Origin of the sequence: Secundilactobacillus yichangensis (assembly GCF_016861565.1) — a bacterium.
Taxonomy (GTDB): Bacteria; Bacillota; Bacilli; order Lactobacillales; family Lactobacillaceae; genus Secundilactobacillus; species Secundilactobacillus yichangensis.
Genome location: NZ_BOLK01000011.1, coordinates 86,851 through 104,660, shown reverse-complemented (window position 1 = coordinate 104,660; position 17,810 = coordinate 86,851). Strand labels below are relative to the sequence as shown.

16 protein-coding genes are annotated in these 17,810 nt (G+C 42.8%); 4 read left to right on the top strand and 12 right to left on the bottom strand.

Translation table 11 applies throughout. The features are described from left to right. Positions 1-238 precede the first annotated feature (238 nt). The 5 genes from JUE95_RS09470 to JUE95_RS09450 all read right to left on the bottom strand — a co-directional run bounded on the left by JUE95_RS09470 (position 239) and on the right by JUE95_RS09450 (position 6,465). Positions 239-466 carry a hypothetical protein gene (locus JUE95_RS09470; RefSeq protein ID WP_203650975.1) on the bottom strand — a complete coding sequence of 76 codons (228 nt, stop codon included), beginning with the start codon at positions 464-466 and terminating at the stop codon, positions 239-241. Positions 467-576: 110 nt separating this feature from the next. Then, the gene (locus JUE95_RS09465) at positions 577-1,593 is read right to left on the bottom strand and encodes a LacI family DNA-binding transcriptional regulator (RefSeq protein WP_203650974.1); all 1,017 of its coding nucleotides are present in this window, start codon (positions 1,591-1,593) and stop codon (positions 577-579) included. 350 nt (positions 1,594-1,943) lie between these two features. Then, positions 1,944-3,362, bottom strand: a complete 1,419-nt coding sequence (gene uxaC, locus JUE95_RS09460) for a glucuronate isomerase (protein ID WP_203650973.1) — start codon at positions 3,360-3,362, stop codon at positions 1,944-1,946. 20 nt (positions 3,363-3,382) lie between these two features. After that, positions 3,383-4,978 carry a tagaturonate epimerase family protein gene (locus tag JUE95_RS09455; protein WP_203650967.1) on the bottom strand — a complete coding sequence of 532 codons (1,596 nt, stop codon included), beginning with the start codon at positions 4,976-4,978 and terminating at the stop codon, positions 3,383-3,385. Positions 4,979-5,016: 38 nt separating this feature from the next. Beyond that, the gene (locus JUE95_RS09450) at positions 5,017-6,465 is read right to left on the bottom strand and encodes a glycoside-pentoside-hexuronide (GPH):cation symporter (RefSeq protein WP_203650965.1); all 1,449 of its coding nucleotides are present in this window, start codon (positions 6,463-6,465) and stop codon (positions 5,017-5,019) included. Between the two features lie 447 nt (positions 6,466-6,912). Between JUE95_RS09450 and uxuA the strand changes: the two genes are divergently transcribed. Beyond that, positions 6,913-7,980: a mannonate dehydratase gene (gene uxuA / locus JUE95_RS09445; RefSeq protein ID WP_203650995.1), complete on the top strand. Its 1,068-nt coding sequence runs from the start codon at positions 6,913-6,915 to the stop codon at positions 7,978-7,980. Here uxuA and JUE95_RS09440 read toward each other — a convergent pair. Both JUE95_RS09440 and gntK read right to left on the bottom strand, forming a co-directional pair. After that, a complete protein-coding gene (locus tag JUE95_RS09440) occupies positions 7,977-8,933 on the bottom strand; it encodes a sugar kinase (RefSeq protein ID WP_203650963.1) in 957 nt (318 codons plus the stop codon). The two genes, uxuA and JUE95_RS09440, sit on opposite strands and share 4 nt — an antisense overlap. A gap of 29 nt (positions 8,934-8,962) precedes the next feature. Next, on the bottom strand, positions 8,963-10,516 hold the full coding sequence (gene gntK / locus JUE95_RS09435) for a gluconokinase (protein WP_203650961.1): 1,554 nt from the start codon (positions 10,514-10,516) through the stop codon (positions 8,963-8,965). Between the two features lie 257 nt (positions 10,517-10,773). Here gntK and JUE95_RS09430 point away from each other — a divergent pair, with 257 nt between their 5' ends. Then, positions 10,774-11,460: a GntR family transcriptional regulator gene (locus tag JUE95_RS09430; RefSeq protein ID WP_203650960.1), complete on the top strand. Its 687-nt coding sequence runs from the start codon at positions 10,774-10,776 to the stop codon at positions 11,458-11,460. Positions 11,461-11,527: 67 nt separating this feature from the next. On the opposite strand, the gene leuD is transcribed toward JUE95_RS09430, so the two are convergent. The 4 genes from leuD to JUE95_RS09410 are packed head-to-tail and all read right to left on the bottom strand — an operon-like array spanning position 11,528 to position 15,699. After that, complete coding sequence (leuD, locus tag JUE95_RS09425) at positions 11,528-12,109, bottom strand: 3-isopropylmalate dehydratase small subunit (RefSeq protein ID WP_203650959.1); 582 nt, start codon at positions 12,107-12,109, stop codon at positions 11,528-11,530. Next, on the bottom strand, positions 12,109-13,485 hold the full coding sequence (gene leuC, locus JUE95_RS09420) for a 3-isopropylmalate dehydratase large subunit (RefSeq protein WP_203650957.1): 1,377 nt from the start codon (positions 13,483-13,485) through the stop codon (positions 12,109-12,111). Before leuC ends, leuD begins: the two co-directional genes overlap by 1 nt. Next, the gene (gene leuB / locus JUE95_RS09415) at positions 13,466-14,536 is read right to left on the bottom strand and encodes a 3-isopropylmalate dehydrogenase (RefSeq protein WP_203650955.1); all 1,071 of its coding nucleotides are present in this window, start codon (positions 14,534-14,536) and stop codon (positions 13,466-13,468) included. Before leuB ends, leuC begins: the two co-directional genes overlap by 20 nt. After that, positions 14,533-15,699 carry a 2-isopropylmalate synthase gene (locus tag JUE95_RS09410; RefSeq protein WP_203650953.1) on the bottom strand — a complete coding sequence of 389 codons (1,167 nt, stop codon included), beginning with the start codon at positions 15,697-15,699 and terminating at the stop codon, positions 14,533-14,535. The genes leuB and JUE95_RS09410 overlap by 4 nt, the downstream gene beginning before the upstream one ends. A gap of 512 nt (positions 15,700-16,211) precedes the next feature. Here JUE95_RS09410 and JUE95_RS09405 point away from each other — a divergent pair. Then, on the top strand, positions 16,212-16,433 hold the full coding sequence (locus JUE95_RS09405; protein ID WP_203650951.1) for an AbrB/MazE/SpoVT family DNA-binding domain-containing protein: 222 nt from the start codon (positions 16,212-16,214) through the stop codon (positions 16,431-16,433). Further along, entirely contained in the window at positions 16,433-16,816 is a 384-nt protein-coding gene (locus JUE95_RS09400; RefSeq protein ID WP_203650949.1) for a type II toxin-antitoxin system death-on-curing family toxin, read from the top strand. Before JUE95_RS09405 ends, JUE95_RS09400 begins: the two co-directional genes overlap by 1 nt. 71 nt (positions 16,817-16,887) lie before the next feature. Here JUE95_RS09400 and JUE95_RS09395 read toward each other — a convergent pair whose 3' ends face one another. Continuing rightward, positions 16,888-17,790 (bottom strand): LysR family transcriptional regulator, encoded by a 903-nt coding sequence (locus tag JUE95_RS09395; protein ID WP_203650947.1) that lies wholly within the window; start codon positions 17,788-17,790, stop codon positions 16,888-16,890. Positions 17,791-17,810: the final 20 nt, after the last annotated feature.

Genomic DNA, 17,810 nt, shown 5'->3' with positions numbered 1-17,810 from the left:
CTGTTTAGCTCGTCATTAATCAAAGATAGAGTACCATTATCTAAAAAATCAGACAAGCCTAAGGCTTATTTAGTGTGCGCTATTTTCGACACATTATCAAAATAAATTCATCTCGTAGGTCGCTTCATACTTGACTTATGGTAGAAAAAAGCAGGTAGTTAAAAATCCTTGGATTTTTAACTACCTGCTTTTGAATTAAGAGACTTATGTCACAGCCTCTTTTTTGTTTATTTCAAAATTACTTTGTTGAAGTTGCAGTAGCAGTAGTGGTTTGAACAAATGCTTGTGCTAATGCACTGCCGTCGTTAGAAGCTGATAATCCACCAAGGATTAAGCTACCTAATACAATGACACTGATTAATACTGCACTTAAATTACGGACAAACTTACTTGCCCCTTCTGGACGAGTAACCTCTGGGGTTACTGCAGTGTGGTTACTTTTAACATTTGTATATGAGTTAATCATGATGTATGCCTCCTAATAGCAACTTTCTCTCTTTTCGACAACTCATATACTAGCATGTAATGAAAATAATGCAACACTTTTTCATAATTAAAACGTTTTCTTGAAAGAAACTAAGATTGTGTTTCATTGCGCAAGTTCTTAACAGAGTCTCGAATCACTAATGTAGGGGGGAAAACACGCTTAGGTGTAGAAACTGGAACGTCTTTTAAAAGTTTTGTCAATGCTGATACACCCGTCTCAACCAGTGTGGGAGTAGGTTTACTAACGGTTGTTAACCTTGGTACTAAGTACTTAGTATAACCCATATCATCAAATCCCAAAATTGAAATATCCTCTGGAACGCGATAACCAAGATCGTTGCAAGCCCGGATAGCGCCGATTGCCATATCATCGTTGGCAACAAAGACACAGGTTGGCGCCTGTGAAACCGTCAGCATTTCTTTCATTGCTAAATAGCCGCTTTCGGGCAGATAATTTCCATTCTTAATGTGATCAGGTAAAACCTCGAAATGATTCTCTGCCATAACGTCATTAAAGGCCCTTCGACGTTCAAGTGATGATATAAATCTCGATTGCCCTTCGATAATACCAAACTTTTTATGCCCCATTCGAACAGCATACCGTAGTAACATTTGCGCACCGAGATAATCATCCGTCGCGTAGTTCACCACATCGTCTCGTTCCAGTTTTCGATTAAGGACCACCAATGGCACTTGCTGGCTGGCTAAAGTTTCAATGAAATCATCATCATCCGTTGACTGGCTAACAACAATTACGCCATCGTACCGGTTAGTCGGTAAAGCTTGTTCGCTATAATTATCCATACTATCAACAGAGATGATGTACCCCTTCGGTAAAGACTCTCGAGCTTTATTCATGACATCAACCAAAAAACTTGGTGAGGTCCCAGTTTTCATTTCCGAAAAGAAGATTCCAATCAAAAACGATTGATTTTTAACTAATCCTTTCGCATTTAAATTGGGAACATAACCCATTTCATCAGCAATCTGGCGAATTCTTTGCTTGGTTTTTTCCTTAACAAGTGGACTATCGTTTAAAGCCCGTGACACCGTCGTATGGGAAACATGCGCTATTTTAGCAATTGTCATAATGGTAATATTTTCCACGAGCCTAATCATCTCCCTGTTGTACAGTTTTAAGTTTTCACGTCTACACTTAAATCTATTACCTTTCATTTTACCCCAAAGCACTTCTAGCGGGTACGATTAATTTAACCTTTCTCTAATTATCAGACTAATAATTGAAAACATAGAAAGACCGGGGCATAATACTATTTTTAACCAAACAACTCAATAGCGACTGGTCCCTTATTATTCAGGAAATCAGTCGCTATTGAGTTGTTTTGGAACCTAACCGAGTTACTGCCCGGTTTTTATTTTTCACGCGTTTAATATTTCTGGCATAAAATATTTTCTCGGAGTGTGTGTAAATTCTTCAAAGTGTACTTGTGTCTTTGTTAATCGAAAAAGCCAAAGTAATGGTAAGCATTGTTGTAAGAAATATCTTGGATAATCTTGCCAAGAGATTCTTCATCATCTGGTACACGGCCCTCTTCGACGAGGTTCCCATAGAAGTTACACAATACCCGACGGAAGTATTCGTGTCTTGGATAGGATAAGAAGCTCCGTGAATCAGTCAGCATCCCGACAAAGTTAGGTAACAGACTTTCTTGAGCAAAAATTCTTAACTGTTCGTTCATACCTTCAGCAGTATCATTGAACCACCAGCCAGCACCGAGTTGTAACCGCTGCTTGCCGCCTTCTTGGAAACAGCCCATTAAAGTAGCTAACTGCATCCAGTCATTTGGATTCAATGAATAGAAAATGGTCTTTGGGATATCGTGAGAATCTTGCATCTTCGTATATAATTTTTGGATGTGCGCCACAATATCCGGTTGAGTACCAACGGCATCATAACCTGTATCCGGTCCTAATTTAGCATACATTGGCCGGTTCAAATCACGAATCGAATTGATATGGAACTGCATGGTCCAGTTGTACTTGGTGTTCAAATGCATCAAGTTCTCTAACAGCATGGTAAGGTATTGATCATGCTCTTTAGGTGTCAATTCTTGATTAGCAACCGCTTTTTTAACAATTGCATCGAGTTCAGCATCCGTTGCTTCAGCAAAATGATACGTTAGCAATGAATGGTCAGACAGCCGACCGCCCATTTCGTTAAAGAATTCAAACCGTTGGTCAAGTGCTGCGATAATATCCTTAAAGGAGTTAATCTTAACGCCTGAAACCTCAGCTAATTGGTTAAGATAGTCTCCATAACCATCACTTTCAATTTGAATCAACTTATCAGGACGCATTGCTGGCAACGTCTTAAAGCTATTTTCAGCTTCGTCCTTCTTCAATAGTTTGTGATAGTGTAAATCAGAAGCAGGATCGTCAGTTGTGCAGACTACTTTAACGTTCATGTTCTTAATCAGATTGCGTGGCTTAAAGTCATCTGTCTGAAGAAGCTCGTTAGCTTTCTTCCAGATAGCCGGTGCACTCTTTCTGGTAAAGACATCATCAATATGGAAGAACCGCTTCAATTCTAGGTGAGTCCATTCATATAGCGGGTTACCATATGACTTTTCAATGGTATCAGCCCATGCCAAGAACTTCTGGTATTCGTCACCATCACCAGTGATAAGCTCTTCTGGCACACTGTTAGCACGCATCAAGCGCCACTTATAATGGTCCCCGTATGTGCCTTCGTTGAGCCAAATTCTTGTGATATTAGGGTAATTTTTATTCTCGTAAATTTCCTCTGGGTTTAAATGACAATGAAAATCAATGATCGGCATATCCTTAGCGTACTTGTTAAAGAGTGTCTTAGCGGTTTGATTGCCAAGCAGGAAATCGTCATCTAATAGTACCATTTACCTATTCCTCCGCATCATTAATAGTTCTTTGAAATATCAGTCTTAGGTTCGTTCTTTTCAAGTGCTTCAGCCTTGGTCTTAACAACACCTTGCAATAAGTCCAAGTGCTCAGCAATATGAATGTTCAAGTACTTGTCGTAGAGAGCCTGGTTCTTCAATAAGATGTCCCAAAGCTTATCACGGTAGACATAGTGGTAGTTCTTCTTCAAATTCATAATTGAACCGTACATTGTGTGCAATACCTGACGGGCATCATCGTTATCCAGCAGATCCATCACGTTATCCTTGTTCATATCTTCTGGCTTAGGTGCAGTACCATCGGTTTGCGCGTTAAAGACGTAGAAGGCTTTAACATCATCAAGGTTTTCGTAAGAGAACTTGTACAGTTCAAGCATGAAGTCTGGATCCTTGTGTGCAACGACACGCAGAGCTTCCAACCAGTTAGTGCCGGCTGTCTTAACGTGCCAGCCATGCTTCTTGGATAAGCGGCCAATGATTTCGTAAACGGAGAGCTTATCTGAACCTGAGTGAATACTGAGTTTGTAGCCAAAATGCTCGGCGATTGATTCATGAACCACATATTCACGTTCGAAACGATCAGTATCACCAATGTAGTCAATGGCTTTCTGGAATTCACCGTAGAAGCGAGGTGCCATGGTCGTTGGTGTGATGTTGCGACGATTTAATTCATTAGCAAAGAAGAAGTGGTTTTCTGGCGTGGTTTGATAAGGCGTTTCATCCATTGAAATTTCAAAGTCCAAGTTATATGGAACAACAAACTTAGTGTAAATGCCAGCAGCAAATAGAATGGCGTCATAGAAGGTTAAAACTGATTCTTCAACGTCTTTCTTAGTGAAGTGAACCTTAACGCCGTCAGCGACTTCAAAGTCCTTGTTCAAATAAGTATCGTTAAAGTATTTGATTTGGTCTGGATCCAATGAGTTGAAGCGCTTGTCCAATTCAGCTTCATCCAAGTTAACAACATCGTTATGAATTTCTTCGGTGCAATCCAAAGTGATCATTGAGCAGCCAATCTTAACGGCATAGTCAACTTCGTATGGCGTCTTAACGTGATCACCATCAGCGCCCCAGCCGTAAGTGAAACCTTCTTCAAATACAGCCCATGAAGCTGATTGGAAAACGTCGGTGTTAGTACGGTGCATCAAAGTTAATTCACGAATAGACTGTTGAGCCAAAACAGGCATGATGCCACGGCCCTTAAACAAACGCAAATGGGCGTTTGAAGCAGTACCTAGACGGTCGCCTAACCCAAAGGTGTACTTATAGTTACGACGAGAGGTTGGCCGCATCCACTGGAATCTTTTAGCTAAAGCATCGTTATTATGTTCGTTCAAATCACCAACTAATAATGTAGAATCCTTGTCATCAAGGCTTTCCTTAGCTTCAAAATCGCTAGCAGTCAGCCGGTTTTCGTAAACAACTAAATTCTTTACGATGTATCCCTTTTCATTTGTGTTGTGCAGAATGAAGTAAACGTTACGACGATCTACTTGGATTGAAGGGGCGTAAATGGCCTTATCGCTTAAGTCTGAATAATCACCGTTTTTATCAAAGATCTCGTGAACATCCTGTAACAATTTCTCTAAATCCATTGTAAAAGCCTCCAAATTTTTATAGGTTCAAAAACAAATTAATTATCTTCACCAATCGTGCCGTGTTCCCACTTACCGTGATCAAGATCATCGGCAATCTTGGCAAAGTTGTCATCATCAAGCTTATAGAATATGCCTATGACAACGGCTGCAAGAATCAAACAAATACCTGGATAGAGCGTCATCGCGGCTTTGATCCCGTTTAATGCTCCTGGAGTTTGATGTGCATTAGCAACGTAACCCGTTAAAGCCAGAACACCAGCACTGACTAAAGCAGCGAGTGATTGCGCAATCTTACGGGAGAAATTAAAGGCAGCGTAGGTAATCGCTTCTTTACGAATACCAGAGTGCCATTCACCATAGTCAATCGCGTTTGAAACCATCGCCCAAGTAATCCCATTAGGAATGGCCAATGCAGTGTAACCAATAGTAACCAGCAGAATAAACGTGAAAACATTTGATGGTAAAAAGTAGTTTGCAATGTTTGCAACTGCCCCAACACCAAAGCTGACAAGTGCGGTCTTCTTTTGACCAAAATGCTTGGTTAAGGTAGGAATCATAAAGACCCCGACGATTGAGCAGCCCATCATAATGGCGTTGATAACTGGTTGTAGGCCAATGTTGCCTAAATTATATTGTGCGTAGAAAACCATCATCTGGTTGTTAGTGTTCATAGCCGAAATGGTAAACAGCGTCATCAAAATCAATGCGCCTAATGGACCATTACGGAAGATAACCCGGAGATAATCCTTGAAACCTTCCTTTTGAGCACCTTTATTACGGTGAACCTTAACATTTTCACGCGTTCCAAAGTAACAAACGGCGAACATGCAGACACCGATAACAGCGAAGATTGCAGCGGCAATGAAGTAGCCGTGAGTTTCGTGACCTTCACTGAACAAGCCCATCAGCGGGATAAATGCAACACCCGCTATAAATTGAGCACCAACCGAACCAACTTGACGCGTCGTCGCCATAAAGCTTCTGTCTTGAGAATTACGTGACATTACAGAAGCTAGCGACCCGTACGGATCATTGGTAAATGAATAGGCGACGCCCCAAATCATATAAGCGGCATAAGCGTAGATGATTTTCTGGGTCATTGATAAACCGTTTGGCATCGTGAATGTCACAATCGTCATAATGCCAAGTATAATAGCTGATATCATCATTACCGGGCGAAACTTCCCACGTGAGCTGATATTTTTTCGGTTATCAATAAATGAACCAGCAATTGGATCCATAAATGCATCAAATATTTTGGTAAAGGCGAAAATTCCTGCAACAGCGCCTGCCCCAATACCACATGCATCAATCCAAAACTTTGTTAGATAGGCTTGACCTAAGTCAAACATGAAGCCGTTACCAAAGTCCCCGAAACCATAAGCAACCTTTTCACGTGTTGGAATCCGCTTAGAAGAATCATTCATCATACCGGTTTCGGTCCCGGTACTGTCCGATGATTTCTTAACAGTTGACTCACTCATAACACAACCTCCTAAACTGACTTAACATACACATTAACCTTGTTTGGAAAGCGCTTTCCTAAGATCAAGATTAATGATAGCACATTTTTCTGCACACGTGAATATTTTATGACAACATTTTCGTCATTTATTTAAAAAATACTTTTTTAGTTTCTTATAATTGCCTGTTTTTAGGTGTTTATACGCATTAAAATATTTTTAAAAATAATTTTATCCTGAACATTTTTAACTTTAATAATGGTTTATTTAGCCTAAATCAGCTTATTCAAAAAGATATATATTATTATTAATGTTCACGATAACATTAATGTGCAAATCAACTGCATAAGCAGCAGTCGTCACCCCGTTCATTCAGGATCCCGATAGACTGTTTAACCAGTTGCTGAACTATGTTAAACTTTTAACGCACTCTAAGACTTAGGAGGCTTTATTTTGTCACAACTTAATATGGGTTTTCGGTGGTTTGGACCACACGATAACGTTACGCTTGCTCAAATAAAACAAATCCCCATGACCCACCAAATCGTGGGCATGCTGTCAGACATACCAGTTGGTGATGTGTGGCCTACTGAGGCCATACAAGCGCTTAAGGCCCAGATAAATCAGGCTGGTTTTAAGTTTGAAGTCGTCGAATCAGTAAACATCCACGATGATATTAAAATTGGCTTACCTAGCCGTGACCGTTATATCGAAAACTATTGTCAAACAATTAAAAACCTGGCAGCAAATGGTGTAAAAGTCATTTGCTATAACTTTATGCCGATTTTTGACTGGATCAGAACAGACCTGCACTTCCCGTTGGATGATGGTTCTACCGTTATGCAGTTTAAACGGTCAGCGCTGCCTGAGGATCCTCAAGCCTTATTTGATCAAATTACTCAAACATCAAATCACTTCGAATTACCAGGCTGGGAACCAGAACGTTTAAGCCACTTAAAACAGCTTTTCAAGGCTTATTCTACCGTTGATGAAGAACAGCTAAGAAATAATCTCAAGTACTTCCTTAGCGCCATTATTCCCGTCTGCGAGCAATACGGTGTTCAGATGGCAATGCATCCTGATGATCCGCCAATGTCATTGTTCGGCCTCCCGCGAATCTACAAAAACGTTGCCGACATGCGACAAATCGAATCGCTCTACCCTTCAAAAATGAACGGCTTTACGATCTGTACTGGCAGCCTCGGCGAAAATCCCGATAATAATGTTCCTGACATCATTAGAGAATTCGTCAGCAAAGGTAAAGCTCCCTTTATCCACCTACGTAATATCAAACACAGTCAGGAAAACCCCCGCGACTTTCGTGAATCGGCTCATGAATCGTCTGAAGGATCGCTAGATATGTTTGCAATTCTAAAAGCTCTTGATGACACCCATTTTGACGGGTATGTCCGACCCGATCATGGTCGCAATATTTGGAACGAAAATGGCCGTCCTGGATACGGGCTGTATGATCGTGCGCTAGGAATCACCTATCTTTTAGGCCTGTGGGAAGGCATACAAAAAGCTCGGCACTAAGCCGAGCTTTTTTGATACCGCTTAAGTTCTTCAATGGTTGGATAACCATCATTATCGCCTGCCGATTGAATCGCTAGAGCCCCAATGGCATTTCCCCGGCGGACTGCATCTTCAATGGATAATCCATCTAGCAATCCGGTAATTACACCGGTGGTAAAACCATCTCCAGCACCGACAGTATCAACAATTTCATCAACTGGATATCCCTTAACTTTCAGAACATCACCGTTACGTTTTTTTACAAACGCCCCCTGTGCGCCTATCTTAATGATCACTAAGTCAACCTTGGCACTTTGGTTGAAGTAAAAGTCGGCCATGTGGTTTAAATCGGTCTCCCCCGTTAATTGTTCTGCTTCGTGAACTCCCGGCAAAATAATATTCGCCTGAAACGCTAGTTTGTTGATCGTCTCAATCATAATCTCTTTGCTGGGCCATAGAGAGGGGCGTAAATTGGGATCAAAAGTCAGCTTGATTCCAAGGTTATTCTGAACTCGGCTGATCAACGCCTGTGTAGCCAAATATGCCTGCTGCGAAATTGCCGGGAAAATACCCGTGTAATGGAAAAATTTAACGTCACTTAAATCAATTTTAGCAATTTGACTGCTATCAAAGTGGGCGGCGGCTGAGTCACGTCTGAAGTAATGAGTCAGCGGATCCCCTTTCGACACGCGTTCTTTCATCTGAAAACCGGTCCAATACGCTGTTGTTTGGTCAATATACGAAATACCAACGCCCTCAGCTTGTAACTGCTTTTTAATAAAATCCCCTAACGGATCTTGCCCCAGCCGGGTAATATACTGTGTTTGATGCTTTAATCGTGAAATTCCAACCGAAACATTCAGCTCTGCACCAGCCGCAAATTTTTGAAAATGGGTCGCATCTACTAATGACTGATCCGTATCCATTGATGCGAACAGCGCCAATGGTTCACCAATTGTTAAAAATTCACTCATCGACCAACACTTCCTTACGTAGCAGTATCCTATTCCTGATCATCCGGGTTTTCAGGAAATTCTCGTTGATAGTCGGCAATGCTCTTATATTCCTTAGAAAGTTCCCGGCTTAAGCGAATATAAATTGGAATTAAAGCACGATACTTAGCGTAGTTCTCTTCATTTGGATGATAAATATTCTTGGCACCCATATATTTGTTAATATCCTCTAAGTTATCCTCTAAGCCTAAACTCATCTTGGCTAAGAACATCGCTGCTAAACTGCCACTTTCGTATGATTCAGGAATGGTGACGTCATGTTCATATACATCCGCTAAGATTTGCCGACCAAGAGAGGACTGTACAAACCCGCCAGCAGCTAAGATAGCCTTCGGAGCACCAGTAACTTCGCGCAAGGCTAACGTTACTGAATACAAGTTATAAACGATTCCTTCAAGCACGGCACGGATCATGTGCGCACGTGTATGTGAACGGTTCAGTCCAAAGAAGGAACCCCGAGCATTAGCATCCCATAATGGTGCCCGTTCACCGCCAAGATATGGGTGGAAAATCAATCCATTCGATCCAGCTGGCACCTTCTTGGCAATTTCAGTCAGCATGTCAAAAGAGTTCATCTTAAGCATTTTGGCAGTTTCAAGTTCAGCGCCAAATAAGGCATCATGTGCCCAGCTGAATACGATCCCACCGTTGTTGATGGGACCGCCGACTAAGTACTTGCCCTTCATGATTGGGTAGCAGTAAAGCCGGCCCTTAGGATCAATAACTGGCTTATCCACAAAGCTTCTAACCGCTGCAGAGGTCCCAATGTTAATGGCTAAAACGCCAGTATCAATGGCACCCACACCAATCGTCGACAAAGCACCGTCAGTTGCACCCATTACAAAGTAGACGTCATCATCAATGCCCATCACTTTGGCATACTCCGAGCGAATCCCTTTGATCTTATAAGTGGTTTCTACCAATTCTGGAAGCTGTTCGCGCTTAACACCAACTTCCTTCATGGCTTCTTCATCCCAGTCCATGGTCTTCATGTTCATGAGACCAGTTGCGGCACCCATAGAGATTTCTTCCTTAAGTACGTTTGTGTACCGCCAGATAATGTATTCTTTGATGCCGACCCAGTATGCAGCGTGTTCAAAAATATCGGGCTTTTCGTTTTTTAACCACAGAAGTTTATAAAATGGTCCCATAGGATGTATTGGCAAACCGGTCCGTTTGTACATTTCCATCCCACGACCGTTTTCTTTGTACTCAGTAGCGTATTTACCAGCACGATTATCCGCCCAAGTAATTGCCTTAGTAATTGGTTTATAGTCCTGATTAAGCGCAATTAAGCTATGCTGCTGTGCCGACCAAGAAACCGCAATGACTTTGCCGTCCTTTAACTGTGCCTTGGCAACGACTTCTTGGATTGCTTGCAACGTGGCATTAAAGATATCCTCAGGATCTTCTTCTGCCATATCAGGTATTGTTTGATAAAGTTTATATCCTTTATTTGCTTTTGCATAAATTTTGCCGTTTAAATCATATAATAAAGCCTTGGTACTCGTGGTACCAACGTCGATTCCAATAATATAATCCATCACTATCCCGTCCTCACTCAAACTAATATACGAGAATTGTACATCTGATATATCAGTTTGTCAATAGCGCTTACATCCTTGTTATACTAGCACTTACATTCTATTAAAATCCAGTCTAAAGGCAATAAAAAACAGGTTTTTTTCTCAAAAACAAACTCATTTAGCCGGAATTTCAACAATTCTTTATATTTTAATGGTATAACTAATCTAAGGTATTTTAATTTGCTAAATACCCCAGTTTTTGCAGGAGGTTCATCATGGACAACGCACGAGACAATATGCGAAAGGACGCATACGATCAAATTAAATATCGAATTATTCACTTTGAATACATTCCAGGACAAAAGATTTCGGAAAAAACAATTTCCACAGAGCTTAATTTAGGACGAACCCCCATCCGAGAGGCACTTATCCGAATTGAACGTGAAGAATTAATCGAAGTTATCCCACAAAGCGGTACGTATATCACTAAAATCGACTTACAAGAAGCTGAAGACGGTCGCTTTGTTCGCGAGTCCATTGAACCAAGAATTATGTTACAGGCGGCTACAATGATGACGCCTGCAACCAAAGACAAAATTCAGAATAACTTAAAGGAACAGGAAAAGACCGCGGCGTTGGATCAACCAGACAATTTTTTTGATTTAGATCAAGACTTTCACCACCTCTTTTACACGCTTGCCAATAAAGACAGTGTTTGGCAGTGGCTGCAAATGAATAACACCCAGTTGAATCGCTTTCGCCGACTACGGCTAAAAGAAACCGATCTTAATTGGCAAACGTTGACGAAGCAGCATCGACTCATTTATGAAGCCGTTGTCAGCAAAGACCTCGACAACATTGACTATCTCATGAAGGAACATTTGCACCTCATGCTTGAAGAAAAGGGCACTGTTCTTAACGCCTATCCGGATTACTTTAAGGTCAAAGAGGACACTAAGTAGTCTAACAGAAACATCAAAACGACCACCAGTAATTATGCTGGTGGTCGTTTTTTACTACTGTCAATTTCTAAAATTGAGGCATTTTTGCCTCATAAGCTTCAATCTGATCCTCATATTGCATCGTAATGGCAATATCGTCCAAACCATTAATAAACTTGTGCTTCCATAGCGGATCAATCTCAAACTTGAATTGGTGCCCATCGTAACGTACTTCCTGATTAGGCAGATCAACAGTAATCTTGGCATCCGCTGGTGCAGCCGCTAGGATTTCCCGTTGATCCCGGGGTAAGGTGATAGCTAGAAAACCGTTTTTAGTACTATTCATGTAGAAAATGTCACTGAAACCACCGGCAATCACGGCTTTAAATCCGTAATCCTTTAGTGCCCAAACCGCGTGTTCACGAGAAGACCCGCAGCCAAAATTATCACCGGCGACTAAGATCTCGGCACCCTGGCGTTCAGGCTTATTCAAAATAAAGTCAGGATTTGGCTTACCGTCTTTTTCGTAGCGCCAGTCAAAGAACAGGTGCCGGCCGTAACCCACTTTCAGGATATTCTTCAAAAATTGCTTTGGAATCAGTTGATCGGTATCGATATTATCCTTCATGATTGGTACTGAAGTACTCGTAATTGTTGTAATGGGTTCCATTATGCAATGCCTGCCTTTCTGATATCTACAAAATGGCCGTTAATGGCTGCCGCAGCAACCATTGCCGGACTCGCTAAATGCGTCCGTGACCCAGCACCCTGGCGGCCTTCAAAGTTTCGGTTAGACGTTGAAGCACAGTGAACACCAGCTGGAACTTGATCGGGATTCATACCCAGACAAGCTGAACAACCGGGTTCGCGCCAGTCACAACCGGCATCCTTGAAAATCTTATCAATTCCCTGCTTCTCAGCTTCTTCCTTAATGGTACGAGAACCAGGTACCACCAGTGCCGTAACTTGCGGGGCAATGTGATGCCCCTTTAAAACGGAGGCTGCAATCTTCAGGTCGGACAAACGGCCATTGGTGCAGGAACCAAAGAAGGCAAATTCAATTGGGATCTCCGGTGCGGTTTGACCCGGCTTAAGCCCAACGTAGTCATAGGCTTTTTGATCGTCAGCATTCTTGATTTCTGGGAACGGCTGGTCAACGGGTACGGCCATACCAGGATTAGTTCCCCAGGAAACGAATGGTGCCAAGTCGCTCACGTCAAAGTCAACGATTTGATCAAAGGCGGATTCGTCATCCGTGTAAAACTGCTTCCAGTATTCGATCGCTTTAGCCATGTTCTTAGGTGCGTACTTCCGGCCGGCAACGTAGTCAAAGGTTGTTTGGTCAGGGCGGATTGTCCCAACCTTAGCGCCACCTTCAATGGCCATGTTGCTTAACGTCATCCTTTCCTCCATGCTCATCCGTTCAATGGTATCGCCGTAGAATTCAGCCGCATATCCAGTTCCAAACGAAACCCCTTCGCGGGCAATTAGCCCCATAATGATGTCCTTAGCGTACACGCCTTTTGGTAATTGACCGTGAATGTGGATGCCCATGGTCTTGGGCTTCGTCTGCCAAATGGTCTGAGTGGCTAAGACGTGTTCCACTTCCGAAGTTCCGATACCAAACGCAATTGAACCGAACGCACCGTGCGTGGCGGTATGCGAATCCCCGCAAACGATGACCATTCCAGGTTGAGTCAGTCCTAATTGCGGTCCGATAACGTGGATAATGCCTTGATCTTCATGTCCCATACCGGCTAACCGAACGCCGAATTCCTTGGCATTCTTGCCCAAAGTATCGATCTGCTTACGTGAAATTTCATCTTTAATGTTAAAAATATCCTTTGTCGGCACGTTATGATCCATGGTTGCAAAAGTTTTATCGGTTCGGCGCACTTTCCGGTGATTTTCACGTAATCCTTCAAACGCTTGCGGTGACGTTACTTCGTGAAGTAAGTGCAAATCAACGTACAGCAGTTGCGGATCGCCAACCTTCCCCGTAAGCACGTGCTTATTCCAAATTTTATCAAACATGGTCTGGCTCATATGAATGCCTGCTTTCCTTAATATGGTTAATAATTGTCTTTGTCATTTCTTCAGTAGTTGCTTGCCCGCCTAAATCCGGCGTAACGATACCAGCTGCTACCGTCTGGTTAATAGCATCGCTAATTTCCTTTGCCATGTCATCCCGATTAAACGAGTGGGTCAGCATCATGGCTACCGAACGAATCATTGAAATTGGGTCGGCAATTCCTTTACCGGCAATGTCAGGTGCTGAACCGTGAATCGGTTCATATAGCGACGGCCCATCTGTCCCACGGCTCATGGATGGAATTGTACCAAGCGAACCGGTAGTCTGTGCCGCTTCATCGCTGAGAATGTCGCCAAATAGGTTTTCGGTCAGAATCACATCGAACTGGCCTGGTGAAGCAATAATCTTCATGGAAGCTGCGTCTACATAGCTAGTATCATAGGTAACTTGAGGATATTCCGTTGCAATCTGAGCAACGATCTTTCGCCATAATTTACTGGTATCCAGCACGTTGGCTTTATCCACCAGCGTCACGTGTTTGCGCCGCTTCATGGCCATATCGAAGGCTACCCGGGTGATTCGTTCGATTTCTGCGTTGGTATAGCGCATCGTGTCCAACGCGTAGGTATCAGTGGTTTCGCGAGGAGTACCAAAGTAAATGCCACTGGTCAACTCACGGACAATCACAAAGTCCACTGGTTCAGTGTTTTTAAGCGGCGAGTACTTCTGCATTGCGGTACTGATTTCCGTTGGCCGAATATTAGCGAACAGATTCAGCGCTTTACGGATTGCCAGCAGACCCTGCTCAGGCGTCTTTGGCACACCATCCCACTTAGGTCCGCCGATGGCAGCCAGCAGGACCGCATCACTTTGCTGAGCAGTCCTCAACGTTTCAGCAGGTAACGGCTCCCCGGTCTGATCGATTCCAGCGCCGCCAAAGGGCATTTCATGCAACTGGTAGTCGAAGTCCTGACCTTCGCTGACGGCGGCTAACACCTTTAACCCAGCTGCCATGATTTCTGGGCCGATATAATCACCGGCAAGTACTGCAATATTTACTGTCATGATGCTTTCGCCTCGCTATATTTATTCATAATCACTCGCAGATCGTCTTCCGAAACGATGTCGGTATGATCTGCCTTATCCTTAAAGTGTGGGAAAATAACCTTCATATCATCGCGGTTAACCTCGTAACCCATCTCATTTAGCTTAGTCATCACGGCATGTGAGCCGGAAAGCTTACCAAGTGGCAACGTAGTCTTGTGGGCACCAACACATTCAGGAGTGAGAATCTCGTACGTTTGCGGATTCTTCAGCATGCCGTCTTGGTGAATCCCAGATTCGTGAGCAAATGCGTTCGCCCCAACTACGGCCTTATTATGCGGTACCGGCATCTTAGCAAATTTGCTGATCATATCACTGGTACGCTTGGTTTCCTTCATATTAATATTGTTCGTCGCATCGTAGTAATCCTTACGAACGTACATTGCTGCGGCAACTTCTTCCAACGCTGCGTTGCCGGCCCGTTCACCGATTCCGTTGATGGTCCCTTCAATTCGAGTAGCACCATTTTCAATGGAAGCAAGGCTGTTAGCAACCGCCATACCAAGATCATCGTGACAGTGCACTGAAAAGGTGTACTTATCAAAATCGTTGACGTTTTCGCGAAGGTTCTTAAAGAGTGCTGCGAATTCAGCTGGATTGGTGTAACCCACCGTATCCGGAATATTGATCACGGTTGCGCCTGCAGCCGTTGCCGCGTTGATTGATTCAACCAGAAAGTCGGGTTCTGTTCGAGTGGCATCTTCTGGTGAAAATTCCACGATATCGAAAAACTGATGCGCGTATGACACGCAGTCGGTAATGGTATCAATGACTTCTTGCTTCGTCATATGTAATTTGGAATCACGGTGAATGGGACTGGTTGCAATGAAGACATGCACTTGTTTATGTACGGCATCTGCAGTCGCCTTTACACAGGCATCAATATCACCTTTTCGGGCCCGCGCCAAACCAGTAACGCAGGTCTTCTTCACGGCACGTGAAACTGCCTGAACCGCCTCAAAATCGCCCTTAGAAGCTACTGGAAATCCTGCCTCAATTACATCAACACCCCATGCTTCAAGCTGTTTTGCAATGGCAACTTTCTCATCAATACTGAAGTTGACGCCAATTGTCTGTTCACCATCGCGAAGCGTGGTATCAAAAAACTGAATCTGTTTACTCATAATAATCATCCCTTCAAATTTGAGTTTTAACCAAAAACAACACCCCATTCGCATTGAATGGGGTGTTGTTTCGACAAGCCCCATTCCATAACGCAAATAGGACTTGACGTGTTACATTGTCAAATCCTAGGTCATAATAATAAGGCTAATAAAGAGGTTGCAAGTGTTGAGTTGTTATTGAATTGAACAGTCATCAGATGTACCTCCTTATCTTTCGGTCGTTTTTAGTATGCTCATAGGTTAGCATGGTAAATGAGAGCTGGCAAATTAATTTCTAATATTCCTGATCATTAATTATTTTAAAGATAGCCTAATACTTAGTACCATGCAGGTTACTAAATGACAGTGTTTTCCAATATTCTTTTTCCTCAGAAATATATTCCACCTAATACCATATTTTATTGGAATATAATATAAACTATAACACTTTTGTATGATTGACTTGAGCAAATATGCTATACTACTTTTATAGAAATATGAATTTGTTATAACGAAAGGAAATATTTGAGCTCATGAATGAAATCAAATCACAACGTCAAATCATTCAAGTTGGCAATTCATTAGCAATTACGATTCCCGCAAATATTGCTCGAAAATTGGCTGTTCAAAAGGGCGACGCCATCGACGTGTCTTTCCGAAACGATATTCAACTCGATGCTCAATTTTTCCAAAGTTTGGAAACGGTCATCGATCAATTTGAAGGTGCATTAAATCAAATGCGGGGTGACAAGTAATGCGTTATTTAACAGCTGATGAACTAGTTGCTATTAATAGTCGTTTAGCGATCAGGGACGGCCAGCAGCCTGGAATCAAGAACTCTGAACAACTGGACAAAGTGATTGCAGTTCCTCAATCTAATGCTTACGACCAAAGCCTACGCGAGATGGTGGCTAATAAAACCGGTTTTCTGATGGATGCCATCATTTCCGGCAAGCCGTTTTTGAATATGAATCTGCAAACAGCTGCCATTGCGGTGGCAACACTAGCGGATTTGAATGATTATGAACTGACGTTTACTAATGAAGAATTAACTGACCTTATAAGCCGTGTAAATCGTGCACAGGTTACGGCAACCGACTTATTTAGTATCTTTAACAGCCATTTGAAGCAAAAATAGCGGTCTTAATTTAAGTGCAAAAAGCCGGGCAACTCTCCCAAGTTGGGAAGTTACCCGGTTTTTAGTACGTATTATTCACCATTATGCGGAATCTTTAATTGCTTCAAGTCTTTAATAAAGTGTTCTTCTTCTTTTGTCAAAACATACCCCTGCCGAATGACGATGGACACATTAAACCGTTCCGCCACCGGATCAAGGACCTGCAAACAAGCCAGTTCATCTTCATCACTAGAGCTGACAACGTCACGAGCCAATAGGCTGATCCCCAGATTCTCTTTAACGAGACTAGTGATCCAGGAGATGTCCGGCGTCTTGTAAATGACGGAAGGATTAACCCCTGAGAACTGGCAGTAAGCCTTAAATGCTTTGGGATGGACGAATTTACGATTTAACATAATAAACTCTTCGTTTGCCAGCTCTTTGAAAAAAACACTCCCGCGTTTAGCTAAAGGATGGTGACGACTAACAACGATCACAAATGGCCGGCTGCCAAGGTGAATGACCTTCAACGACGGATCGTGTAATGGTAAAACCGAGGCTAGTAGCGCAATATCAATTTCGCCAGCCTTCACCGCGTTAAGTAAACCACCCGATCCCGTTTCCAACACATCAAGGCGTTGTAAGAGACCATCCTTTAACAGCTGGCCAGCCAGTGACGGAAAGTACATTGAGCCGATGATTGGCGGCAAACCGAACCGAATCCTTGATAACTTAGCGTTTTCGATTTCCTGATGCGCTAAATTTAAATTGGCCGTAATCGTACTGGCTTTTTCGTACAATAGCTGCCCTGAACGCGTGATTTCAGTTCGGTTATGGGTCCGGTCCACGTGGACTAATTCATCTTCAAATTCGCGTTCCAGCCGCTTTACCGCTTGCGTCACAGTCGGTTGAGAAACGTTAAACGCCTCAGCGACAGCTGTATAGTTCCGCTTTTCAACTAAGGCTTTAAAATAGGCTAGGTCTTTCGTGTTCATCGTTGTGCTCCCTTTAGATC